Below are 23319 nucleotides of genomic sequence, written 5' to 3'. Positions count from 1 at the left end.
ATAACCTCGCCTTAACCGTCACGGTTTCGAACAAGGGTTACCGCTTCTTAGCGGAGACGATGAGATCTCCTTGGGTCACGTCAACCGACTTTCCCCCGAAACCAGTCCTCCTAACTTCCAGAGCCACTGGTGGTATTGGACCTCCCCTTCTTTTGCAGGGTTATCCGGCTCTGTCAGCCAACTTGGTATGCCGCCTGTTCCGGGTTTTGCCTTCGCATCCTCCGCACCTCTCCTCGCGGACAAAGCACTATGCGTCAGCTATGCACTTCCGCCACCTCGCGGTGTGCTAGAGACTTTCACTCCTTAGTCGATTGCGCTGCCAAGCGCACAAAAGACCACCTCGCATACCGCGAGATGGTCTTAACGAAGTGAGATGTAACTTCTAAGCTGCAACCGTCGACACAGCGCTTATTGGCAGCTTTTTGTCCCTTCTGAATTTCTAACGGTTACAAGAGAGCTTATTTGAATGAAATCGCATGATTTCGGAGCAAAATTAGTCACAAAAGCGCCGTGACAACCGTTAGCGCAAAAAAGCAGACCACCCCGCTGTCCAAGCGAGGTGGTCTATTAATTTCTATGCTTGCAGCACGTTAACTCGAGCGAGATACCGCCGCAGCCCGATGCTGAATCTTGAAGCGGAACATGAACGCAGCAAACAGCAGCATGCACCCATTAATGATGAATATCCAGCGGATCGGCATCAATCCGCCGAGAAATCCGCCAATGATCGGACCCGCCATCGTTGCTAGCTGCGAGGCGGATTGATTGAGACTGAACGCCCGCCCTCTGAACTCAGGCTCCGTCGTCCTCACAATCATGGCATTAATCGACGGATTAACCGCTGCGAAGAACAGACCATAACCGAAACGCAAAATGCCGAAGCCAATATAATTCGGTATGAAGATTTGCAGCATATTCCCGATCCCGCTGCCGATAAGACCGATGATAAGCACCTTCTCGTAGCCCATCGTGCGGCCCCATTTGCCCCAGCGCGGCGCCATAATGACGGTTGCGATGCCGACGGCCGAGAAGACGATGCCGGAGCTGAGCGAAGCCGTATCCTTTGGAACGCCCATCTTCAGCACATAGACCGTAATGAGCGGCTCGAGGATCATAATGGAGAACGTGCTAATCCCAGCCATAAGCAGCATGACCGCGAACGACCGATTGGCGAGCGCATGCCGCAGGTCATCCATGACATGCGATCGGACCGCCCCTCGATTGAAGTTCTGCTCCTTCGCGAAGAAGGTGGCGATGAGCGCTGCAATCAGCACGATGAAGCTCGAGAAGAGGAATGCTTCGCGGTTGCTGAAATAATGGCTTACAACGCCGCCCACAAGCGGTCCGAGAATGCTCCCTGTCGCACCTGCCGTGGACATGACGCCAAGCGCATATCCAGTCTTCTCTTCCGGTGTATTCGTCGCGACAAGCGCGATCGATGCGGGCACGAAGCCCGCGAGCAATCCTTGAAAAATACGAATAACGAGAAACCAGTACGGGTCTTGTACAAAATAATTGAGCAAATACAGCACGGCAAGGCTGAAGCCGGATCTGATAAGCATCGGCTTGCGCCCGTATTTGTCTGCGAGCGATCCCCAATAAGGGGAGATGAGCGCACTCGCCAAGAATGTAATCCCGAAGGCGATTCCGGACCAAGCTTCAAGATGATGCTCTACGCCGAGCTCCGTATTCAAGAAGATCGGCAAAAAAGGGATCGAGATCGAGTACGCCATGCTGCAGAAGAAAACCCCGGTCCACAGTACAACCAAGTTCCGTTCCCATGAAAATTTCATTCGCAGCCACGTCCTGACTTTTACCTATTATCTACTTTTTCGGGATAGAGATCGTGATTCATCAGTCGGTAATGTGCCATTTCCTCAAACTTCGTGCCTGGACGGCCCCAGTTCGTGTACGGATCGATCGAGATGCCGCCGCGCGGCGTAAATTTACCCCACACTTCAATGTAGCGCGGGTTCATCAGGGCGATCAGGTCGTTCATAATGATGTTCATGCAGTCCTCATGGAAATCGCCATGATTGCGGAAGCTGAACAAGTACAGCTTGAGCGACTTGCTCTCGACCATTTTCACATCGGGAATGTAAGAGATATAGATGGTCGCAAAATCCGGCTGACCCGTAATCGGGCACAAGCTCGTAAACTCCGGACAGTTGAATTTCACAAAATAATCTCGGCCAACGTGTTTGTTATCAAACGACTCCAACACTTCCGGGCTATAGTTGAACAAATACTGCGTCCCTTGGTTGCCCAAGTGGCTGACGCCGCCTTCTTGTAACTCTTCCTTCGATCTTCCTGACATTTTGTACAACACTCCTTGTCATTACATTGCATTAGGGGTTACTCTTGTTCTAGTAGCTTACACCTTATGGCGGTGTAAATTCAACCTAAAGGAGATGGATCCCATGTTCAACAGACCTTCCCAAGACGAGTACGGAGGCCACTTCGGAACCTACATCAATCTTGTGCAAGAAGGCAATTTGCTTGACTTGCTGGCCGAGAATCGCACTACGACGACGGCGCTATTCTCCTCGCTCAGCGAAGAGCAAGCACTGCACCGTTATGCACCTGGCAAATGGAGCCTCAAGGAAGTGCTCGGCCATATTACAGATACGGAGCGCATTATGAGCTACCGCCTGCTGCGCATTGCCCGCGGTGACAAGACGCCGTTGCCTGGATTTGACGAAAATGAATTTGTTGCAGGCGCATCATTCGATGACAACTCCATCAGCGAGCTGCTCGAGCAATACGAAGCTGTTCGCGCCTCAACGATCGCGCTGTTGAAAGGCTTAACGCCGGAAGCCTACTTGCGCAGAGGCATTGCGAGCAACACGGAAATTTCCGCTCGCGCGCTCGCGCATGTGATTACAGGCCACGAAATGCATCATATCAACATCGTACGAGAACGCTACCTTAATCAGTAAGCACACATAGTTAGCACGCATAAAAAAGGTTCCTCTGCCTCTCTTCAGGCAAAGGAACCTTTCTGTTTAAGACACCTTCATAACGCCCTCTTTGCTGCTCTCGAGCGTCCGCGAAGCGATCTGGATCAGCATGTCATACGCCATCTGCGCAAGCCGGTAGCGCGGATTAAAGCCCCATTCCTGCTGGGCAGCCGAGATATCCAGCGAGTTCGGCCAGCTCTGCGCGATTTGCTCCCGCACCGGATCGATCTCGTACGTCAGCTTAAACTCGGGCAGCAGCTTGCGAATTTCAGCGGCAAGCATCTCAGGATCGAAGCTCATCGCCGACACATTGTAGGCATTGCGGTTAATCAGCTTCGCCGGATCGGCCTCCATCAGCTGAATAATCGAATCGATCGCATCCGGCATATACATCATATCCATGAATGTGCCCTTGTTGATGTAGGAGGTGTACTCGCCGCAGCGAACCGCCTCGAAGAACATCGACACCGCGTAATCCGTTGTGCCGCCCCCCGGTGGAGTCAAATACGAGATCAAGCCGGGAAAACGCAGGCCGCGCGTATCAACGCCGTACTTCCGGTAGTAATAGTCGCACAGCAGTTCGCCGGCAACCTTATTGATGCCGTACATGGTAATCGGTCGCTGCACGGTCACCTGAGGCGTCTCATCCTTCGGCGAATCCGGACCGAATACGCCGATCGAGCTTGGCGTGAAGAACTGGCACTTCAGCTCCTTCGCCACCTCAAGCGCATTAAGAAGTCCGCCCATGTTGAGGTTCCACGCGAACAATGGATTCGCCTCAGCCGTTGCAGATAGGAGCGCTGCCAAGTGGATGATCGTGTCGACTTTATATTTTCTCGCAATCGCATGGAACGCCTGCAAGTCATTCACATCGAGAACCTCGAACGGACCATCGAGTCTGACCGTCGCACTTGGACGAATATCCGTTGCGATAACATTGTGCGCCCCATAGCGCGAACGAAGCGCAGCGACCAGTTCGCTGCCGATTTGGCCCGAAGAGCCTGTAACTAAGATGGTGTTCATCCGTAATCGCCTCCGATAATCGAGAATCTGCCTTTACACGCCTGCGCCGATTTGCTTCTTCACGCGCTCATAGGTCGCCAAAGCCTGATCAAGCATCTCCGTCGTGTGAGCCGCCGTCGGCATGTTACGGATGCGGCCAGTGCCTTTCGGAACGGTCGGGAACACAATTGCCTTCGCGTACACGCCTGCCTCGAACAGCTCCTTGCTGAACCGCTGCGTCAGCACTTCGTCCCCGATGATACACGGTATAATCGGTGTTTCTGTATGACCGGTTTGGAACCCTAGCTGCGTGAGCCCATTTCGTAAATACGCCGCGTTGTTCCACAGCTTCTCTTGCAAATCCGTGCTGTTCGTCAAGATATCAAGCGCAGCGATACATGCAGCCACGATAGCCGGCGGCGTTGCCGTCGAGAACAGGAACGGACGGCTTCTTACTTTCAGCCAATCAATCAGCTCGCGGCGCCCGGCCACGTACCCGCCAACGACGCCAATCGCTTTGGACAACGTTCCGATCTGAAAATCAATCTTATCCGACAAGCCGAAATGTTTAACCGTACCTGCTCCTTTGCCAAGAACACCGGATCCATGCGCATCATCGACATACGTAATGAGGTCGTAGCGCTCAGCGATCTCGACGATCTCGGGAAGCTTCGCAATGTCTCCGTCCATCGAGAACACGCCGTCCGTGATGACCATGATTTTGTTATATTGGCCGGACTCGCGCGCTGTCTTCGCTTGCAGCTCCAAATCCGCCATATCCGAATGCTTATAGCGGATAACCTTCGCCTTCGTCAGACGGCAGCCATCAATAATCGATGCATGGTTCAGCTCATCGGACAGAATCGCGTCCCCAGCTTCCATAACGGCCGATATAGCGGCCATATTGCAGTTAAAGCCGGACTGGTACGCAATAGCGGCTTCCGTCTGCTTGAACTTCGCAAGCTTCGATTCGAGCTCCTCATGGAGATCCATCGTGCCGTTAATGGTACGAACTGCGCCGGCACCGACACCGTATTTGTGAAGCGCTTGCTCAGCCGCGCGAATAAGGCGCTCGTCGCCGGCAAGGCCAAGATAGTTATTAGAAGAGAGGTTAATAAGCTCTCGGTCTCCAATTCGAATCGTCGGACCGTTGCCGCCTTGAAGAACTTGAATTTCGTTGTACAAGCCTTTCTGTTTCAGCTCTTCAAGATTATTTCGCAAATAAGTAAGCAATGATGGACTGGACATGCGTGCATTCCCCTTTTCTCTATAACGTCAGCTTCAATTACTTTATATTATACATACGTATGTTATAGCGTACAATAATTTTGTATGCTATAGCGCACATTTATTTTTCGACATCGGGGCCGGTTTCGGCTACAATAAGTGAAATAGAAGTGTACTGCAGGAGGAATAGTAAGAGTATGGAACAGATCCACATTAAGCTGGGACGAAATTTGAAGGCGATTCGTCAAACGAGAGGATTAAGCCTCGATAAAGTGGCTGAGATGACCGCCGTCAGCAAAGCGATGCTCGGCCAAATCGAGCGCGGCGAGACAAGTCCCACAATCTCGATCATATGGAAGATCGCGAACGGTCTGCGTCTTTCCTTCACGACGCTCATTGAAGAGCCGCCGTCTGAGGTTGCAGTCATCGTACGCGATGAGATGGAGCCTATGCTCGAGTCGGACGGACACTATCGCGTCTATCCGATGTTTCCATTCGACCCGACCAAGAAGTTCGAGGTCTATTCCGTTGAGATGGACGCCGGCTGCGTTCACGAATCCGAGGCGCATAGCCCGGGCGTAGAAGAATATATCCTCGTCTCCTCCGGTAGTCTTATTATCGAAATTCAGAGCACGTCCTATACGGTCGACACGGGCAATGCGGTCCGTTACGTGGCAGACCAGCCGCACTTATATCGCAACACAGGCGATGACATCGTCCGTTACGACGTCATCATTTATTACCCCTAACACAATTGCATGCCCAAAAATAAAGCGGCGGAGCAAGGGAACCAACTTCATTCCAACTGCTCCGCCGCTTTTGTGCGTCTTAGTAGCCTTCGCCTTTGCCGCCGCCGACAATCGTCACGCTCGCGCTTGCACCGATGCGTGTCGCGCCTGCTTCGATCAAGTTCTGCACCGCTTCCAGATCACGTACGCCCCCGGACGCTTTAACGCCCATATCCGGGCCGACCGTCTTACGCATAAGCGCGATGTCATGCACAGTTGCACCGCCTGGGCCGAAGCCTGTCGACGTCTTCACGAAATCGGCGCCTGCGCGCTTGCAAATCTCGCTTGCCGTTACCTTCTCCTCGTCAGTCAGCAAGCCAACCTCCAGGATCACCTTCGACTTCGCACGGCCTATACAAGCTTCCACTACGCCGCGAACATCCTTCTCCACTTCATCAAGACGTCCGGATTTCAGTGCGCCTACGTTAAGCACCATATCGATCTCCGTTGCGCCATTCTCAATCGCATCCTTCGTCTCCGCGATTTTGATAGCCGAAGTGGACGCTCCCAGCGGGAAACTGATAACTGTCGTAATGCCGACACCCGAGCCTGCCAGCTGAGAAGCCGCTTCAGACACCCAGTACGGATTCACGCAGACCGTTGCGAATTTATGCTCTCTTGCTTCGATGCACAGCTTCACGATTTGCTCGTAAGATGCATCCGGCTTCAATAAAGTATGGTCAAAATATGCAGCCAACGCTGCTCCCTCTAGATGTTTACCCATCCTGAATCCTTCTCTCTATCTACGTGATTGCGTTCCATTAAATATTTTGCCGTAAACTGGTCCGTGATAAGCACATTCGTATATTGTCCTCGAAGCGCGCCATAGATACCGTCTACCTTGCGAATGCCGCCGGCGATCAGAATCGACTGTTCTTTCTGTTTCAGATCCTTCAGCGAAATGCCGATCGTCCGCTGATCCAGCTCCTGCGAGCAGATGACGCCTTCGATATTGAAGTAACGCGAGCAAATATCGCCCGCCCCCTTCTGAAAGATCATCTTCAGCTCATCTTCGTTGAAGTAATTCGCTCGGATCAGCACGGAATCTTCCGTCGGCGTTCCCACCGTCACAACCGCGATATTGGCCTTCTTCCCAAGCTCCAATATATTGTTGATATGCCGGTCGGTCTCAATTGTCTTCTTCACGACGGCGTGATCGAAGATCGCAGGCAGCGGCAGGAAGTACGGCGCCGTATGGAACGCTTTGCCGAACAGCGTAATGATCTCGCTCGCATACGTATTCGTCTCCGAATGGCTGACGCCGCCGTTCAACTGCACGACCTTGACGTCGCGGACATGTTTATCCGGCAGATTGAGCGCTACCTCATACAGCGTCGTACCCCACGTCGCAGCGATGACGTCGCCATCCTTCACAATCTTGTCCAGATACTTGGCGCCTGCGACGCCGAGGTACTTCTTGACGACCGTATCGTCGTAATGCGGAACATTGACGATGACAACCTTCTTCAGGCCAAACTTTCGTTCGATTTGACCGGCAAGAAGATCGTTGTTCTCCAGCGGGTCGACGATGCTAATGATGACATAGCCTTCTTCTTTGGCTTGTTGGATGAAACGGCTTACGGTCGGACGGGATACGCCCAGCTTCTTGGCGATTTCCTGCTGACTGTAATCCAGCTGAAAGTACATCCGAACCGCATCTAGCATTTTTCCCCGTTTATCCTCTGAACGCTCTTCAAGCACTGGCTCTCCCTCCCCAGTAATCCGTGTGAAAAGTGAAGCCAAGTTTCCTTACCTTTCTTACCCCATTAACGCTTGCCGGAATCGAATACCTCACCCGCCGCCTTCGGTGCCTGCGACGTCTTCGAGAAGACGACGAGCGCGATCAGCGTGATCGCATATGGGAACACCTTAAGCAGAATTGGCGGAAACTCTGTAAGCGCCGGAATAACTTGCGAGACGTTTGCAATCGTGCTCGCGAAACCGAAGAACAGCGTCGCCCCGAGAATACCAATCGGGCGCCATTGTCCAAAGATCAGCGCAGCGAGCGCCAAGAATCCCAGACCCGATACGGTACCGTTGAATTCACCGGCAATCGTAACGAGGTGAATCGCTCCGCCAAGCCCGGCGAATGCGCCGGAGATGAGCACGCCGATGTAACGCATTTTGCGAACATTAACCCCTGCCGCCTCGGCTGCCTGCGGATATTCACCGCAAGCACGAAGGCGAAGGCCGAAGGCCGTCTTCCGAAGCAGAAGCGAGCTAAACAGCACAATCAGGAGAATAACCCACGTCGTCCAATACGTATTCGTAAAGATAAGTGGACCAAGCACCGGAATTTTGTGCAATCCCCATACATCAAAAGGCGGTAGCGGATTCGTCATACGAATGTTGCCGCTGCCTGTTATGTTGCGAGACAAGAAGACCGTCAAGGCACCTGCGATCATGTTGATCGCCGTACCGCTTATGACTTGATTCGCATTGAGATGTATACTCGCGAAGGCATGGAGCAGTGAAAAGACAAGCCCTGCAGCAGTCGCTACGAGTATACCAATATAGATTGAAGTTAACGTGTGGCCCGGCCAAGCCGTTTCCAACTTGTAAATCGTAAATGCTGATGCGAAAGAGCCGATAACCATTAACCCTTCCAGTCCGATATTGACGATACCGCTTCTTTCACTGAACAAGCCGCCAAGCGCGACAATCAGCAAAGGAATAGTGAATTTGATCGCATACGGGAAAATTTGCTCTATCGTCGTCCACATACGCTATACCTTCCCCTTTCCGCTTACAGCACTGCCCGCATTCGCACGTCTGCGTCCGAGGAACCAAGTAATGACGCGGTTCATCAGCACGCTAGTCGCCGCGAAGTAGATGATGATCGCAATAATGGAATCCGCAATTTCCGGCGGAATATCCGTCATCGCGTTCATGAAGCCGCGGCCGGAGTACAAGAGGCCGAAGAACAGCGCAGAGACGAGCACGCCTATCGGCGAATTGGCACCAAGCAGCGCTACCGCGATCCCGTCGTAGCCCTGCGTCGCCAGCACGCCGATCTGGATGTTGTTGCCGTTGCCCGCATATTGCGCCAATCCGGCTAATCCAGCAAGCGCGCCAGATATCAGCATCGACAGGATAATGCTGCGGTTAACGCCGATACCCGCATATTCTGCGGAGTGACGGTTGAAACCAACCGCTTTCAGCTCATAGCCAAGCGTCGTTTTATTGATGATAAACGCGATGATAATGACGACGATCACCGCGAGGAACAAGCCCATGTTCACATAGGAACCGCCGAACATGTCCGACAGCCAAGCCGCCTTCAAGGTTGCTTTGTCCGGAAGCGCGCGGGACTCGGTCTCCACGGACTCCGCCTTCAGATAAGCGGGTACCGCGTAGTAAATCGTCCAATACGCGATCCAGTTCATCATGATCGTCGATACCACTTCATGTACATTAAATCTTGCTTTAAGCAAGCCCGGAATGAATGCCCATACTGCGCCGCCTAGAATCGCTGCGATGATCATGAGCGGGATAAGCACCGCGCCGGACGCATCAAGCTTAAGGCCGATGATCGAAGCGCAGAAGCCGCCGAACAGCATTTGACCGGCTGCGCCGATATTGAATAGTCCCGTCCGGAAGGCGAATGCCACCGAGAGACCCGTGAAGATAAGCGGTGTTCCTGTTGCAAGCGTGTCGCCGAACCGGCTAATGTTCTTCAGTCCGCCCTGGAACAGGAAGCGATACCCTTCCATCGGATCATGTCCCGTTACCGCCATTAGAATGGCGCCGCCGATAAGGCCGAACACCACTGCACTCAGGGAAATTATGAAGTTCCTCATTGGTCTCCCCCTTTTCCAACGCCGGCCATCATGAGTCCGATCTCGTTCTCATTCGTCTCCGCCGCGTTAACGATACCGATCAGCTCGCCGTTATTAACGACGGCAATGCGGTCTGATACATTAATAACCTCATCCAGCTCGAGCGAGATGAGCAATACAGCTTTACCCCGATCGCGATGACCGATAAGCCGTTTATGAATGTACTCGATCGAACCAACGTCAAGTCCGCGAGTTGGCTGCACGGCAATCAACAAGCTCGGATCAAGCTCGATCTCGCGGCCGATGATTGCTTTCTGCTGGTTACCGCCCGACAGGGAACGCGATACCGATACAGGACCGCGTCCGGACCGAACATCGAAGCTCTCCAGGATGCCGCTCGCATATTTGCGGATAGCTCCTTTATTGAGAATGCCTCGCTTCGAGAACGGTTCGCGCTTATACACCTGCAGAATCATGTTCTCTTCCAGCGTATAATCGAGGACGAGTCCGCGCTTCTGCCGATCCTCCGGAATATGCGCAACCCCGTTGTTAATCCGATTGCGGATCGAATGACTTGTAATTTCCTGACCGTTCAGAATGATCCGGCCTGCCTCGGATTTGCGCAAGCCTGTAATCGCTTCCACCAGCTCGGATTGCCCGTTGCCCTCAACGCCCGCAATACCGACAATTTCGCCGGCACGGACTTCCAGATTAAAGTCCTTCAGCCCTGGCACGTTCTTATTATTATTAACCGTAAGTCCTTCCAGCTTCAGGATGACATCGCCTGGCTGACTCGGTTTCTTCTCCACTTTAAATGTAACGCTGCGGCCGACCATCATCTCAGCCATCTGCAGCTCACTAGTTGTCGCTACGTCTACCGTCCCGATCGTTTTACCGCGGCGGATAACGGTACAGCGGTCCGCAGCTGCTTTAATTTCCTTCAGCTTATGCGTGATTACAATAACCGACTTCCCCTCGGCGACGAGACCCTTCATAATCTTTATCAACTCGTCGATCTCTTGCGGGGTTAGCACAGCTGAAGGCTCGTCAAGAATAAGCACTTCCGCGTCGCGGTACAGCATCTTCAAAATCTCGACACGCTGCTGCATGCCGACCGAAATATCCTCAATCTTCGCATATGGATCTACATTGAGGCCATAGCGTTTGGAAAGCTCCTCAATCCGACGGGCAGCGCCTTTAATGTTCAGGGCAAGGCCTCGTTTAAGCTCATTACCGAGAATGATATTTTCCGTAACGGTAAAATTGCTGACCAGTTTAAAATGCTGATGGACCATGCCGATGCCGAGCTTATTCGCAACGTTCGGGTTCGCGATCTTCACCTGCTCGCCGCGCACTTTGATCGTTCCGCGGTCTGGCTGGTACATGCCGAACAAGATGCTCATCAGCGTCGATTTGCCGGCGCCGTTCTCCCCAAGCAGCGCATGAATTTCACCTTTACGCAGCTGAAGCGTAATGTCGTCGTTCGCGACGACTCCGGGAAACTCCTTGCGGATGTTCAACATCTCTACTACAAATTCCATACGCCTGCGGCTCCTTTAACAAAATAATCGTTAGGGGCTATTCATCAGTGACTAACCAAAAAGAGACGGAGCGTCCCGTCTCTTCTTGGATTTATAAAAGCTGCTCGCTAAGCTCTTTCGATAATAATTACTTGATCAGGTCGCCCTTCTCAGCTTTCACATCGATTTCGCCGCTTTTCAGCTTGCCTACGATTTCATTCACCTTCGAAACAGTGTCGTCGCTCAGGTTAGGGTTTGTTGTCGGGATACCAACGCCGTCATTCTTGATATCGAATGTCAATGTTTGGCCGCCTGGGAACTTGCCTTCTTGCTCTGCTTTAACCATGTCGAATGAAGCAGCGTTAACTTTCTTCATTGCGGATGTAAGGATGATCGACTTGTCGTCTTTGTATACGCCGTCTTTGAATTGGTCGCCGTCTACGCCGACGATCCATACTTCTTTACCTGCGCCAGCGCGAGTTTTCGCTTCGTTGATCGCACCTACGCCAACGCCGCCCGCTGCTGCGAAGATAACTTTAACGCCACGGTCGTACATTGCAGCTGCCAGCTGGCCGCCTGCTGCTACGTTATCGAAGCTGCCTTGGTATACAACGTTCTCAGGCTTGATTGTAACTTTCGTGCCGAGGTTCTCGTTCGCGTATTTCACGCCTTGTTGGAAGCCCCAGTTGTACTTCTGAACCGGTGGAATTTCCATGCCGCCGATGAAGCCTGCTTCGCCTTCTTTCAATTGAAGCGCCGTTGCTACGCCAGCGATGAAGCCGGATTGGTGCTCTGCGAAGAAGATCGATACGGTGTTCGTGCCCACTTTAGCCGTTGGGTCGTCTGCAGTGTGCGGGGAACCATCGATCAGGACGAATTTAGCGTCTTTATATTTATCTTGTGCAGCGTAGATCGCTGTCTCGAATTTGAAGCCTGGAACGACGATCATTTTGTAGCCTGCATCGTACAGGTTGCCGATTTCTTTGAGGTAGTCGGCTTCAGTTGTACCGGATGGCTTCAGGTACTTGCTCTCAACGCCAAGATCCTTCGTTGCTTGCTCCAGACCTTCCCAAGTGCCTTGGTTAAAGGACTTGTCGTCAATTGTACCAGAGTCTGTAACCATACCCGCCTTAAAGGATGCTTTCGCCGGTTCGTTCGTGCCTGCGTTCGTGCCTGCATTGTTACCTGCGTTGTTGCTGTTCTTGCTTCCGCAACCAGCGACCAGTGTAACCGCGAGCAAGCACATTGCGATTGTACCTAGTGTCTTCTTCATGATCCCACTCCTCATTTTTTTGTACTTGAACCCCTAAATTGAACAATTGTAAAAAACCGAATTTATCATTTGTTTGTCCAGTATCAAATATACGGTGAATTAATCGATTTGTAAATAATGTTTTGCTAATTCCGCCGCGACTTTCTGCCTCTTTGTGTCAACTTTTCTAACACTTTTGTCACACTTATATAAGGCTCTTGTTAGCATTCCCAGAATGCATCATTTCTTCCAGCTTTTTTTCGAGAAATTTCGGCAACTTCCGTTAGCATACACTGGTAAATCATGCCTATTTTATTTTAATCGGATTAATTAAGCTTGTCTATGTCTATACTCCACCTTGTCGCTTTCACAATGGGAAGGTAGACTTATGTTATCTTTCGGGAAAGCGAGGTCACCTTCACAAAAATGAAATCCGTATCCAGGTTGTTGCTTGTTTACATTATCAATCAGTCGCTGCATTGGTTTATCATCGGCCTCATTTTACCCGTATCCAGTCTATTCATGCTTGAAAAAGGAAACAATCTGCAGGAGATCGGCCTTATCTTTGCTGTATCCTCCGCTGCCGTGCTGCTGCTCGAGCTGCCAACCGGCGGTTTGTCGGATGCTCTGGGCCGCAAACGCGTGTATCTACTCTCCCTGCTCTTCCTGCTCGGCGCCGTACTGCTTGTTATGATCTCGTGGAATCTGGTCACACTCTTGCTCGGCTATGTGCTGTTCGGCGCAGCAAGAGCGCTGTCTTCCGGTTCGATTGACGCTTGGTTCGTCGATGAGTTCAACCGGCTTGAGCCTGGGGGCGACTTAAACAGCAAGCTGGCCAAAGCGAACATCTATATCCCGCTTGCGATGGGACTTAGCGCGCTTGCCGGCGGTGCATTGCCCGATGTACTCGGAAGCTACACCTCGCATTTCGGCGCAGGCATCTACTCCATTAACTTCATTGCCATGGCAATTATTATCGCCGTGCAATATGTACTCACTGCAAAGCTTGTCATAGAGAAGGTCCATACTTCCCGCTCTGCGAGAATGACGGACGGCTTCCGCCAGCTGCCGCAGCTCGTATCGGATTCTGTTCGCTACGGCATTAAGCAAGTCGCTGTCTTCATGCTGCTCCTCACGACATTCGCATGGGGCTTCGCCTTCTCCGGCTTAGAGACGTATTGGCAGCCGCAGGTGAAGGACTTGCTTGTCACGGATTCTGCGACTTGGGTTTACGGATTGCTCACCGCGGGCTATTTCATCTCGGCTTCTATCGGCGGCTTGTTCATCGGACCGGTAGCGCGCTGGCTGAACATTCCGTTCCGCACGCTTCTGCTTGCCGTCCGCGTGCTGCTCGGCATTCTTTTTCTCATATTGGCTGCTCAGAGCACTGTTGTTGGCTTCACCGTCTTCTACTTCGTCCTGTTCATGACCAATGGGATGGCAAGCTCACCGGACGCGACGCTGTTCAATGAGCAGCTCGATGAAAGCAACCGTTCGACGATGCAGTCGCTTTCGTCTCTGTTCCTGCAGCTCGGCGGCTTGATCGGCTCATTCGTTCACGGCTTCATCGCCCAGAACGCATCGATCTCCGTCACCTGGTATGTTACTGGCGGTGTACTGATCGCCTCTGGCTTCCTCTATATGAATGTCCGGGCAGATGCGAAGAATACCGTCAGTCCCGCAGCGGGAGAGATAAGTTCTTGATGGAGTAGGCAGCTGCGGATGGCATAGCGCCCGCATGAACATACACTGATTGCAGCACAGCACCAGGCTCTTATCCCGGAGAGGAGGAAGAGAACAGTATGTTTATGCCAGGCCAAATGCCGCTGCAGCAGAAGGCGCTCTATCTAATGGGCCGCCCCGTCGGCATCTCCTTGAAGAACGGCACCGGCGTTTCAGGCATCTTATGCCGCGTCGAAGGCGGCGAAGTGTACGTCATGCAATACATGTACGCTTCCCAGTTCGCCACTTTCCATTATCCATTCAGTCAGATTAACGATATATTGGCTTATCCCGCTTGCTGATGCGAGGAGTATGCCGCAGTAAAAAGTCCCTGCCTTACGCATCTTGACGATGCGTGAGAGCAGGGACTTCCTTCTTTTGAGACACTTCTATTGGGATACTTTATTGGATACTTCTATTGGATACTTCTATTGGATACTTCTATTTCAATCTCTATTCGGATAAAGCCTGGCCAACTTCCTGAACAATCAAATTTGCGAAAAATTCAGCGCCGCGCTTCTTCAGATGGACGCCGTCCTTGCCGAAGAAGTCATCATGACCAGCGCTTGCGGAATACCAGTCGACAAGCGTTAATTTCGGGTTAGTGCTGACCGTCTCGCTGAGCAAGCCGTTCACGACATCCTGCCACTTGCGCGGCACACGTGTATTGACGAATACAACGCGCCGTTCGTCGCCGATTGCTGCAAGCAGCGTATCGAGCTGCTTCGTTGTGAACGATCCGTTCGTGCCTAGCTCGATGACGACCGTATGGCCGAGCTGCTTCGACCGCTTCAGCTCTTCCACCACTTCGTCAGCCTCGGTGAATTGACGGCCGACCTTGCCTTCAACAACAATCCCGTTCACGAGCTTCTCGAGATACGGCTTCGCATCTAAACTAATCGAGTCGCCAATGAGCGTGACCGTCTCATCCGGCGGGATTGTTATGTGCGGCTTATTCGGAGGTGAATCCACGGATTGATCCGGCTTGCCCCCCGGTGGAGGCGCAGTCTTACCTGGCTGACCGCAGGAACCGCCAGTTGTCTGACCTTGGCCCGCCGGTGTCTGCCCCGAACTTTGCTGCTGCTGATCTGTACCATGCGATGACCCTGCGTCGGCATCATCAGACTTACCTACACCAGCATCAGCACCAGCATCAGCACCAGCATCCGCATCTGCACTCGAACCCGTGCCTCCATCAGCAACTCCAGCGCCAGCATCGTCGGAATTCATATCCGGCTGTTTGTCACCATCCACTGCTGGCACGTCAGACTGATCCGTGTCATGCTGCTCGGACGACGAACCGGACACACCTTCCGAAGGCGTACTTGGCAAATCGACAGCCGCCGAACCTCCATCGGCCACTGCTTCTCCGATATCATGGAAAGCGTCGCCGCCTCTAACGCCTAAATTAATAATCTTCGATTTAACGGAATCGCCAAGCACGATATTGTTCTGTCCCGAGCAGGATACGCTGACGACGGCGAGCACACACACCGATGCGAGCATGACCTTTCGGTTCGGTTTTCTACCTACCAACGGCTGCTTCACCAGCCTCGCCAGCTTCCCAATCGCACCTCGGCGAATCGGTTCCTCCACGAACCGCCAGGACAGCTCCGCTAGTGCAATCGATGCCAGCACTTGCAGCAGAGCACGCACCGGGTTGAACAGATCCACCTCCGCTGCCGGCGTGGAGAGCGCAATAACCGGAAAATGGTACAGATAGATGCCGTACGAACGGGCACCGAACCATTGCAGCGGCTTGCAGCCGATGACCCGGGCGAGCCTGCTGTCCGGATGTGCCAGTGCAGCGACAACAGCTGCCGTTGCGAACGAGAGGACGACCATGCCGCCGCGATAGAGGAACGCATCATACTCGCCGATGAGCGCAATCATCGCCACGATCACGGCGAATCCAACAGCGCCTATCGTATCGAGCGCCTTAACCGCTCTTGCGGAAGCGATCAAGTCGGCCAGCTTCCAGCTTGGCCACACGGCTGCGAGCGCTGCGCCGATCAGCAGCGCGAAAGACCGCGTATCCGTGCCGTAGTAGACACGGCTTGGATCGAGCTGCGGCACATAGATGTACGCCATTGCGAGGGCGGACACCGCTGCGCCGGCGAGAATGACAAGCGCGAGCGTGCCGCGGCGCGGAACGAACTTCACGAGCAGCGCGAGCAGCAGCGGCCAGACGAGATAGAACTGTTCTTCAACCGCGAGCGACCATAAGTGACCGAACGGCGAAGGCGGGCCAAAGCTCTCGAAATACGAGACTTGGTGATAGATAAGCCGCCAATTGCTCATATAGAGCAGCGCCGCGCCTATCTCACCTCGCAAACTATGGAGCCGCTGCGGATCGGTCGTCCCTAGCCATATCGACACGAGTCCCAGCATGATGATCATCGCGGGCAGCAGCCTGCGAGCGCGCCGGATCCAGAAATCGCCGAGTGCCAGCTTGTTGCCTCGGCTATGTTGTTTTAATAGAATGTCCGTGATCAAATAACCGGAGAGGACAAAAAACATGCCAACGCCTAGCAGTCCGCCTGGCACCCACGATATATTAAGATGATAAGCGATGACCGCAAAGACAGCGATCGCTCGCAATCCATCCAATCCGGGCATATAGCGTCCACTGTTCCCTAAAGGTTTTGGCACTTTCTTCCTTCTCCTTCCATTACTTAGGGAAAGTTTTCCCTCTTGCTGTAACAAACTCTCACATATGTAACCTTGCATGACTCATTATAAAACGGCTGCTAGGTTATGTCGTTACAGAACAGTTACATTTCGGTTGCAAACTAGTAAATTTCCGCTAGTAAATCGTACCAATCCGCATAAAAAAGAGACTGCCAAGCGCAAAGCCTGACAGTCTCCATAATCATGATTTATCCGAAATAATCATCCAAAATAATCCGCAATCCCTCTCGCAATCGCCGCAGCCGCCTTCTTCTGATAGGAAGAGCCGCGGACGAGCGATTCGTCCTTCGGATTCGACAAGAAGCCGAGCTCTACGAGCGTCGCAACCGTGCTGTTCTCGCGCAGCACGTACAGGTCCCCGAACGAAACCCCATAGCTGCGAAGTCCGATGCCGTTATCCAGCTCCGCTTCCACTGCCTGCGCAAGCGGACGGTCCTTCTTCTCCGAATAGAAGAACGTCAGTATACCGCTCGACTTCTTCTCCGACGAATTGTAATGAATGCTTATAAAAGCATCCGCGTGCGCCGATTCGCTAATCCGAACGCGTTCCGACAGCTCCGGCTTCACGTCAGTGGTACGTGTCATAATGACGCGTGCGCCAAGACGAAGGAGCTCCTGCTTCAGATAGTTCGCCGTGCTGAGCGTCAGCGTCTTCTCCTGCGTATCGTACGTCGTGCCGATCATGCCCGGGTCTTCGCCGCCATGGCCCGCGTCGACCACGATGAGCTTGCCTCGCAGCCCTTTGCCGGAGCTGGAGCCGGAGGACACTACCGATCCCGGCGCGCCTTTGCCGACGTACTGCTTGGAAACCCAGCCTGCGAGCTTCGCTACCGTCTTGATCTTCAGCCAGTCGCCTTGACTGCCGCTAACCGTTATCTGCTCCCCCTGAGCGAGCGAGCCGACCACCTTGTAGGAGGTGCCCGGACCGGAGCGAATGCGAAGCGATTCCGTCAGAACGGTCGCTGTCGAGCCCGGACTTGTGCTGACTTTGCCGCTGCTCGGCGGCGACTCAACCGCTGCGTTTGACGGCTTGCCCGAGCTGTCTAGCTTACGAAGCAAGTAGCCGGCCGCCCAGCCGGTTAATTTATTTTTCTTAATCTGAACCCAGCCGTCACTTTCTTCATCCGTTACGGTGACGATGTCACCGGATTTCAGCTGGCCAACGACAGAAGCTTGAAGAGACGGCTCGCTTCGGACGTTCATCGCGGTCGTATTGACCTTGGCCTGGTAAGGGAACTTGGAATTGGCTGCTGCCATGGTCATGCCCAGCGCACCGACAACTAGGATCATAATAATAGCGAGACTGATGAGTTTGCGCATAGAATCTCCTTCCGATGGATAGAAAAGGTAGACTCCATTATATCAGCAGCTGGTAGAAAGCAACATCCTCTTTTTTGCCTAAAATAGTACCCACGATGGATGTTTCCAATCGAGAACCAAACTGTTCTGTATCAAACTCCCTAGTCGACGCAATTCGACAACAGATCAAAGCCTGTTATACAAGCGTCCACCGATCTATTGTTATATACCATAGTTATCCATATATACCACCGATTAATCTTTATATGGATCGAATTCATCCGCGCCAGCCATACATACTCCGATTGGCTTCAACACATGAAGCACGTCGATCGTTTCCCGATGCGCATCAAGCACATCCTGCAGTTTACGGTAGACGAACGGGCTCTCGTCCGTGCCTGCCCCGCGAAGCTCGACGCCGAACGCTTCGACTGCCTCCTTCATCTGGTTCGGAGTAATCAAGCCGCCGCTGCGTTTGCGCGTTTTCCAGTTCATTTTGCCCGCGGCTGCCGTCCGGCTCATGACGCGACCCGCTCCGTGCACCGTGCTGTAGCACGCATCGCGGTTCTCTGCCGAATCTTTGCCCCGCACAATGACCGAGATATCGCCCATGCTGCCGCCAATAAATCCAAGCTGCCCCGGCGCGGAAGGCGTCGCTCCTTTGCGGACGACGATCGTGTCTTTGCCAAGGTGCTTCTCTTTCCACGCATAGTTATGGTGATTGTGCACTTCCATATCCGACTCAGCGCCGAGAATGGACAGCACTTGACTCATCACATAATCGCGGCCGGCATACGCATATCGTCCTGCAAGCCGCATCGCACGGTAGTACATATCGCCAAGCTCGCTGTCGATGTTGAACAGCGTTGGCGGCTGATCCATTTTCTCCCCTGGCGCGTTGCCCAGAAAGTCCCGGTTCGCGGCAAGATTCAAGAAGCCGCTCGCCGTCTTATGCCCAAATCCGCGGCTTCCGAAGTGGTTCGCCACCCACAGCCGCCCAGTCGCCTGCTCCTCGAACAAATCAACAAAATGGTTCCCGCTTCCCACAGTCCCGAGCTGCGTCCGAGCCAGAGCGAACAGCTTATCATGCTCCTGCTTGCCGACCGCCTTGTACACCGCCCAATCCGGATCGTCGAACAGCTCGTGATCGACCTGCACATCATTCACACGACCGACGCCGAACGAGATTCGCTGCGCGATCGTATCCATAATGAAGGCCAATTTCGGCTTGACCTCGCTTGCCATCAGGTTCGTCCGAACCGCCTTATTCCCGCAGCCAATGTCATAGCCGACGCCGGATGGCGAGATTTGGCCGTCATAGACGACTACGCCCCCGATAGGCTGACTGTACCCTTTGTGATGATCCGCCATGAGCAGTGTCTGCACCACATTGCCGGTTTCCGCGCAAGTCCGCGCCTGCGAAACCGCACTTTCATCAGGCGTTCCCCACACGCGTACGCCTTCGATTGTTGCATAAGCCATCTATATCCCTCTTCCCCACGCTTCCGCAATAGCGGCGCGAAATAACTGATTGAGTCTTTCTTCAGCGAGCGCATCCGCAGCTTCTACCGCTGGCGCTGCCTTCTCGAAGTAGACAATCTGCTGCTCTAGATATTCGTTCAATATAGCGAGACGCGGCTCGTAATCCAGTTCATCCCCGGCCATTTTGCGCTTTAGCAGTTGGTTGATCGTGTTCGTAAGCTCACTGCCCTCAGGCAGCATCGCTTCCACTAACGTCTGAAATTCCACCCTCGGCATCGTATTCTCCCGCTCGATCCACTTGCAAGCAAGTATCGGACGCAGCACGTAAAAATATTTCTTCATCTTCACCTGATCTCCTTGCAAATAAACGCGATAGTTGCCCCTCGCCATATGCAAGTAGTGATAGAGACATGATCTCGGTGAAAAAGCTTCCTTCGCCAGCCCCCGTATCTGCTTCGCAATCGTCGTCTCTTCCAAATACGGAATTGGTGATTGCAGCCATTCAAGCAAAGGCGGGTTCGACTTGCGAAAAAGTTGCAGCGCTTTGCCAATGTCCCAGCCACTCATATCTAGCATGCTGCTGATTGGACGCTCGATGACGTCGCGCTTCTCGAATATGGACAGGTACCATTCTACTGGGCGCACATAGATGAAACGCACGTCGTAGTCGCTGTCTTTGGACGGAAATCCCCATGCCCGGCTGCCGGATTCACATGCATAGACGATACGGACATTTTCCTCGCGTTCGATCCCTCTTAGCTGCTCTACAATTTGTTCTCGCGTATATACGGTCATATGCCGTCGCCTCCTTCTTCCTCTTAAGTTGCCCTTATTGTCTCCGATTTCACTGCTCGCGAACATGGCGAAAGTATGACGACCCCATAAAATTCCCATTCTCGTTCCAAGCCTCCCCTGCTAAAATAGTACCAGTAGCGCATCATGCGCCGGAGGAGGGACCAGCTTGGCTCGAGAAAGCTTTGATAAAGAGATTCAGTTTCTGCGGATGCTCGTCCTCACGAGCGGCGCCTATAACCGGCAGCAGTTCGCCAAGCGGCTAGGCATCTCTGTACATACCTTTGACAAGACCATCCGCAAGCTGAAGGAAATCGCGTCCGCTTCCGGGAACGGGAACCAGTCTCCTGAGGAGCCGAATAAGAAATTCGCGGGTGCACTCCGTCTCAATTATTACGACTCGGCCGACCCGCTGCTGCTCTTCCTGTTCCGCGCCAAGTCGCTCAAGGAATCGGAGAGCCTGAGGCTCGCGCTGCTTCTGGCGGCTCTGCATGAGAAACCGCAGACTGCGCTGGAGCTGCTGGGCGTCTGCTGCAATGCGCCGGACGCCGCGGATCGCGCGCTATTCCCGGATGAGAAAACAATCCGCTCCGACCTGCGCTACCTCGAGGAGGTCGGCGTCATCAAGCGAGTGCCGGGTCCGCGTCCGTATCGCTACCGGATGCAGGACGATCTCGTTCGCCAGCTGACCGACGAAGAGCTTCGCGATCTGATGAACTTCGTCGATGTGATGGCGAATACACAGGTGCCGTCGGTGCAGGGCTATCTGCTGAGAGATCATTTGAAGCGAAGCAGCGGCAGTGGCTGTGTTAGTGGCGTCGGCGGCGTGTCCGATGCCGGAGAGCCGTTTCTATACAAGTATCACTATTATTCTCGCATTCTGGACGAGGCCCATCTGTTCATGCTGCTCGGAGCGATTCAGAACCGACGCAAAGTTTCGTTTCTTTATTTTTCGCCGAAGTCGGATACGAGCTACGCTTCCAAGAACACGAACCCGTTGTTCGAGCGCGAGCATGAAGGCAGAACGGAGCAGGCGCTGCCGATCAAGGTCGTCTACGACCATCAGTATGGCCGCTGGTATATGCTCGCAAACAACAGCCGGGACGGTATTCGGAAGTACCGTTTGGAAGGGATGACGCAGATCGAGGAAGGCGAAGCTGTCGCGAAAGAGCTGTTCGAGGAGAAGCGCTCCGAGCTGGAAGCGCGCATCAAGCACAGCTGGTTAATCGACACCGGCCGCGCAGTGACGGTACGCGTGCGATTCTTTCACCCTGGCGGTTCGGAGCCGAACTTCGTACGTGATCGCGTGCTGCTGCAAGGACAGTGGGGGCAGATCGTAGAGGAGGAAGACGGTGCCTTCATCTACGAAATTATGGTGAACGGGACGATGGAGATTCGGCCGTGGCTGCGCAGCTTTGGGTCCAGCTGTGAAGTGCTCGCCCCAGCAATGCTGCGGCGCGAGATGATCGAGGAATGGAAGGAGCTTGCGTCCTACTATGAATCCGTTTGAGAAAATATTTAACTACCAGGTCATCTCCCGCTTGGAGGACTCCGGTACCTTCATGGTCACGTCACACGAGCGGGCATGGCTGAAGCTGATGCTGCAGCATCCGGCGGCGGAGGCTGCTTTTGCAGCTGAGACGCTGGAGAAGCTCCAAGCGATCTTGAGCGAGGATGTATCGCTCGCTGTGAAGGAGCATCTCATCGAGAAAGCCCGCAGCGAGGAGAAGCAGGTTTATCATCCGCTATTGCGCAGCTTGAGCCGTTACATCACAGAACGCGTGGCATTATCGCTTACGTTCTCCATTCGAGATGGCAGCCAATATAATGCTCATGTGGGCGTTCCTTATAAGCTGGAGTATTCGATGGTGAAGCGCAAGTGGTACTTGCTCTGGTACAACGTGAGGAAGCGTGCTTATATGAGCACGAAGCTTGCGAAGATTGTGTCCGTGGTTGTGGCGGATTTGGAGCCGCAGCATGTGCAGCGTGCGCTAAGCTCGATTCATGATCGGTTGAGCAAGCGCAAAGATTCGGCGGTCATTGAAGTGATGCCCACCTATAACCGGGAGCTGTCGCGTATCCTCTATGCTTTCTCCTGCTTCGAGAAGACCGTTGATTACGACGAAGATGCGGGTGTCTATGCGATTCGGCTAAGCTTCCTCAGTGATGAGAGGGAGTACGTGCTAAGCAAGATTCGCTTCCTCGGCAGGCGGATTCGTGTCCGGGAAGGCGACTACTTGCGGGGGCGGATGCTCGAATCGTCGCGGAAAGCGCTTGGCCGCTATGCCGAAGCCGCCGTTCTCGATGCGGATTCGGAGGGGCTGGCGACATAGCTCGCCATCATATGAAGAATGCGAAAAAGGCTTGCAGCGCAGCGCGCAAGCCTTCTTTTGTTCGTATGGAAGACTACACTAGCCTCGCAGCTGGCTATGTTGGATTTATCCACTCATTTTGCTGAATTATAACCGATTCGCCTGCCAATATTGGATTTTCCTACGCCTGTTGATTAGCTAAAAAATGGTAGCAAAAAGACCGCTCAATTCTGTATAGTGTTTGTACCCCTACAAACTCTACGAAAGGTGAGACGGTCTCATGAAACATCGTACAATGTTAGCGCCTATTCTGCAATCCATCATTCCAAAAGAAGAACTACAACTCTTGTTGCACCAAGCCAATTATGTCGATACAGCGAGAAAGTTTACTGTCTACGAACTCTTTGTCTTTCTAGCTGAAGCTGCCCTTCAACAGTGGGATGGCTATCGGGACGGAGAAAAGCGAATGGCCGCCTGTGGGTTGCCCAAAGCG

Annotated in this window: 20 protein-coding genes and 1 pseudogene; 7 read left to right on the top strand and 14 right to left on the bottom strand. The window is 53.2% G+C overall.

The window, feature by feature from the left end:
* Positions 1-590: 590 nt before the first annotated feature.
* The gene (locus A8990_RS30555) at positions 591-1793 is read right to left on the bottom strand and encodes an MFS transporter (protein ID WP_116192798.1); all 1203 of its coding nucleotides are present in this window, start codon (positions 1791-1793) and stop codon (positions 591-593) included.
* 20 nt (positions 1794-1813) lie between these two features.
* The gene (gene queF / locus A8990_RS30550) at positions 1814-2317 is read right to left on the bottom strand and encodes a preQ(1) synthase (RefSeq protein WP_116192797.1); all 504 of its coding nucleotides are present in this window, start codon (positions 2315-2317) and stop codon (positions 1814-1816) included.
* A 103-nt stretch (positions 2318-2420) separates the two neighbouring features.
* Here queF and A8990_RS30545 point away from each other — a divergent pair, with 103 nt between their 5' ends.
* Entirely contained in the window at positions 2421-2939 is a 519-nt protein-coding gene (locus tag A8990_RS30545) for a DinB family protein (RefSeq protein WP_116192796.1), read from the top strand.
* 66 nt (positions 2940-3005) lie between these two features.
* Here A8990_RS30545 and A8990_RS30540 read toward each other — a convergent pair whose 3' ends face one another.
* Together A8990_RS30540 and A8990_RS30535 are read right to left on the bottom strand one after the other, a co-directional pair.
* Positions 3006-3983 (bottom strand): NAD-dependent epimerase/dehydratase family protein, encoded by a 978-nt coding sequence (locus A8990_RS30540; RefSeq protein ID WP_116192795.1) that lies wholly within the window; start codon positions 3981-3983, stop codon positions 3006-3008.
* A 33-nt stretch (positions 3984-4016) separates the two neighbouring features.
* Positions 4017-5210: a glycine C-acetyltransferase gene (locus A8990_RS30535; protein ID WP_116192794.1), complete on the bottom strand. Its 1194-nt coding sequence runs from the start codon at positions 5208-5210 to the stop codon at positions 4017-4019.
* 176 nt (positions 5211-5386) lie between these two features.
* On the opposite strand from A8990_RS30535, the gene A8990_RS30530 reads away from it, so the two are divergent.
* Complete coding sequence (locus tag A8990_RS30530) at positions 5387-5938, top strand: helix-turn-helix domain-containing protein (protein WP_116192793.1); 552 nt, start codon at positions 5387-5389, stop codon at positions 5936-5938.
* 79 nt (positions 5939-6017) lie between these two features.
* On the opposite strand, the gene deoC is transcribed toward A8990_RS30530, so the two are convergent.
* From deoC to A8990_RS30500, 6 genes are all read right to left on the bottom strand, one after another.
* Positions 6018-6701 (bottom strand): deoxyribose-phosphate aldolase, encoded by a 684-nt coding sequence (gene deoC, locus A8990_RS30525; protein WP_116192792.1) that lies wholly within the window; start codon positions 6699-6701, stop codon positions 6018-6020.
* Entirely contained in the window at positions 6686-7678 is a 993-nt protein-coding gene (locus tag A8990_RS30520; RefSeq protein WP_281272537.1) for a DNA-binding transcriptional repressor DeoR, read from the bottom strand. Before A8990_RS30520 ends, deoC begins: the two co-directional genes overlap by 16 nt.
* 65 nt (positions 7679-7743) lie before the next feature.
* Positions 7744-8700 (bottom strand): ABC transporter permease, encoded by a 957-nt coding sequence (locus tag A8990_RS30515; RefSeq protein ID WP_116192791.1) that lies wholly within the window; start codon positions 8698-8700, stop codon positions 7744-7746.
* Between the two features lie 3 nt (positions 8701-8703).
* Positions 8704-9777 (bottom strand): ABC transporter permease, encoded by a 1074-nt coding sequence (locus A8990_RS30510; RefSeq protein WP_116192790.1) that lies wholly within the window; start codon positions 9775-9777, stop codon positions 8704-8706.
* The gene (locus A8990_RS30505) at positions 9774-11297 is read right to left on the bottom strand and encodes an ABC transporter ATP-binding protein (RefSeq protein ID WP_116192789.1); all 1524 of its coding nucleotides are present in this window, start codon (positions 11295-11297) and stop codon (positions 9774-9776) included. Before A8990_RS30505 ends, A8990_RS30510 begins: the two co-directional genes overlap by 4 nt.
* Before the next feature lie 127 nt (positions 11298-11424).
* Positions 11425-12549 (bottom strand): BMP family lipoprotein, encoded by a 1125-nt coding sequence (locus A8990_RS30500; protein ID WP_116192788.1) that lies wholly within the window; start codon positions 12547-12549, stop codon positions 11425-11427.
* A gap of 405 nt (positions 12550-12954) precedes the next feature.
* On the opposite strand from A8990_RS30500, the gene A8990_RS30495 reads away from it, so the two are divergent.
* Both A8990_RS30495 and A8990_RS30490 read left to right on the top strand, forming a co-directional pair.
* Positions 12955-14232 carry an MFS transporter gene (locus A8990_RS30495; protein WP_116192787.1) on the top strand — a complete coding sequence of 426 codons (1278 nt, stop codon included), beginning with the start codon at positions 12955-12957 and terminating at the stop codon, positions 14230-14232.
* A 98-nt stretch (positions 14233-14330) separates the two neighbouring features.
* The gene (locus A8990_RS30490; RefSeq protein ID WP_425463947.1) at positions 14331-14552 is read left to right on the top strand and encodes a hypothetical protein; all 222 of its coding nucleotides are present in this window, start codon (positions 14331-14333) and stop codon (positions 14550-14552) included.
* A gap of 151 nt (positions 14553-14703) precedes the next feature.
* On the opposite strand, the gene A8990_RS30485 is transcribed toward A8990_RS30490, so the two are convergent.
* The 4 genes from A8990_RS30485 to A8990_RS30470 all read right to left on the bottom strand — a co-directional run bounded on the left by A8990_RS30485 (position 14704) and on the right by A8990_RS30470 (position 20517).
* Positions 14704-16902, bottom strand: a complete 2199-nt coding sequence (locus A8990_RS30485) for an acyltransferase family protein (protein WP_245996315.1) — start codon at positions 16900-16902, stop codon at positions 14704-14706.
* A gap of 240 nt (positions 16903-17142) precedes the next feature.
* Positions 17143-18261 carry an N-acetylmuramoyl-L-alanine amidase family protein gene (locus tag A8990_RS30480; protein WP_116192785.1) on the bottom strand — a complete coding sequence of 373 codons (1119 nt, stop codon included), beginning with the start codon at positions 18259-18261 and terminating at the stop codon, positions 17143-17145.
* A 234-nt stretch (positions 18262-18495) separates the two neighbouring features.
* Complete coding sequence (locus A8990_RS30475; RefSeq protein ID WP_116192784.1) at positions 18496-19722, bottom strand: RtcB family protein; 1227 nt, start codon at positions 19720-19722, stop codon at positions 18496-18498.
* A complete protein-coding gene (locus tag A8990_RS30470) occupies positions 19723-20517 on the bottom strand; it encodes a nucleotidyltransferase domain-containing protein (protein WP_116192783.1) in 795 nt (264 codons plus the stop codon).
* 166 nt (positions 20518-20683) lie between these two features.
* Here A8990_RS30470 and A8990_RS30465 point away from each other — a divergent pair, with 166 nt between their 5' ends.
* The 3 genes and pseudogenes from A8990_RS30465 to A8990_RS30455 form a co-directional block, all read left to right on the top strand.
* Positions 20684-22024 (top strand): helix-turn-helix transcriptional regulator, encoded by a 1341-nt coding sequence (locus A8990_RS30465; RefSeq protein WP_116192782.1) that lies wholly within the window; start codon positions 20684-20686, stop codon positions 22022-22024.
* Entirely contained in the window at positions 22011-22847 is an 837-nt protein-coding gene (locus tag A8990_RS30460; protein WP_116192781.1) for a WYL domain-containing protein, read from the top strand. Before A8990_RS30465 ends, A8990_RS30460 begins: the two co-directional genes overlap by 14 nt.
* 259 nt (positions 22848-23106) lie before the next feature.
* Positions 23107-23319: pseudogene (locus A8990_RS30455) on the top strand (IS4 family transposase); the annotation flags it as partial.

This window comes from Paenibacillus taihuensis, assembly GCF_003386535.1.
Lineage (GTDB): Bacteria > Bacillota > Bacilli > Paenibacillales > Paenibacillaceae > Paenibacillus_Z > Paenibacillus_Z taihuensis.
The sequence above is the reverse complement of the archived record's forward strand: the minus strand, read 5'-3'. Positions and strand labels throughout refer to the sequence as shown.

What these genes read in the sequence shown, in the direction of transcription:
- A8990_RS30460 (WP_116192781.1), top strand. Translation starts at nt 22,011, where the DNA reads ATGAATCCGTTTGAGAAAATATTTAACTACCAGGTCATCTCCCGCTTG.
- A8990_RS30545 (WP_116192796.1), top strand. Translation starts at nt 2,421, where the DNA reads ATGTTCAACAGACCTTCCCAAGACGAGTACGGAGGCCACTTCGGAACC.
- A8990_RS30530 (WP_116192793.1), top strand. Translation starts at nt 5,387, where the DNA reads ATGGAACAGATCCACATTAAGCTGGGACGAAATTTGAAGGCGATTCGT.
- A8990_RS30500 (WP_116192788.1), bottom strand. Translation starts at nt 12,549, where the DNA reads ATGAAGAAGACACTAGGTACAATCGCAATGTGCTTGCTCGCGGTTACA.
- queF (WP_116192797.1), bottom strand. Translation starts at nt 2,317, where the DNA reads ATGTCAGGAAGATCGAAGGAAGAGTTACAAGAAGGCGGCGTCAGCCAC.
- A8990_RS30555 (WP_116192798.1), bottom strand. Translation starts at nt 1,793, where the DNA reads ATGAAATTTTCATGGGAACGGAACTTGGTTGTACTGTGGACCGGGGTT.
- A8990_RS30535 (WP_116192794.1), bottom strand. Translation starts at nt 5,210, where the DNA reads ATGTCCAGTCCATCATTGCTTACTTATTTGCGAAATAATCTTGAAGAG.
- A8990_RS30540 (WP_116192795.1), bottom strand. Translation starts at nt 3,983, where the DNA reads ATGAACACCATCTTAGTTACAGGCTCTTCGGGCCAAATCGGCAGCGAA.
- A8990_RS30470 (WP_116192783.1), bottom strand. Translation starts at nt 20,517, where the DNA reads ATGACCGTATATACGCGAGAACAAATTGTAGAGCAGCTAAGAGGGATC.
- A8990_RS30515 (WP_116192791.1), bottom strand. Translation starts at nt 8,700, where the DNA reads ATGTGGACGACGATAGAGCAAATTTTCCCGTATGCGATCAAATTCACT.
- A8990_RS30475 (WP_116192784.1), bottom strand. Translation starts at nt 19,722, where the DNA reads ATGGCTTATGCAACAATCGAAGGCGTACGCGTGTGGGGAACGCCTGAT.
- A8990_RS30480 (WP_116192785.1), bottom strand. Translation starts at nt 18,261, where the DNA reads ATGCGCAAACTCATCAGTCTCGCTATTATTATGATCCTAGTTGTCGGT.
- A8990_RS30495 (WP_116192787.1), top strand. Translation starts at nt 12,955, where the DNA reads ATGAAATCCGTATCCAGGTTGTTGCTTGTTTACATTATCAATCAGTCG.
- A8990_RS30505 (WP_116192789.1), bottom strand. Translation starts at nt 11,297, where the DNA reads ATGGAATTTGTAGTAGAGATGTTGAACATCCGCAAGGAGTTTCCCGGA.
- A8990_RS30510 (WP_116192790.1), bottom strand. Translation starts at nt 9,777, where the DNA reads ATGAGGAACTTCATAATTTCCCTGAGTGCAGTGGTGTTCGGCCTTATC.
- deoC (WP_116192792.1), bottom strand. Translation starts at nt 6,701, where the DNA reads ATGGGTAAACATCTAGAGGGAGCAGCGTTGGCTGCATATTTTGACCAT.
- A8990_RS30490 (WP_425463947.1), top strand. Translation starts at nt 14,331, where the DNA reads ATGTTTATGCCAGGCCAAATGCCGCTGCAGCAGAAGGCGCTCTATCTA.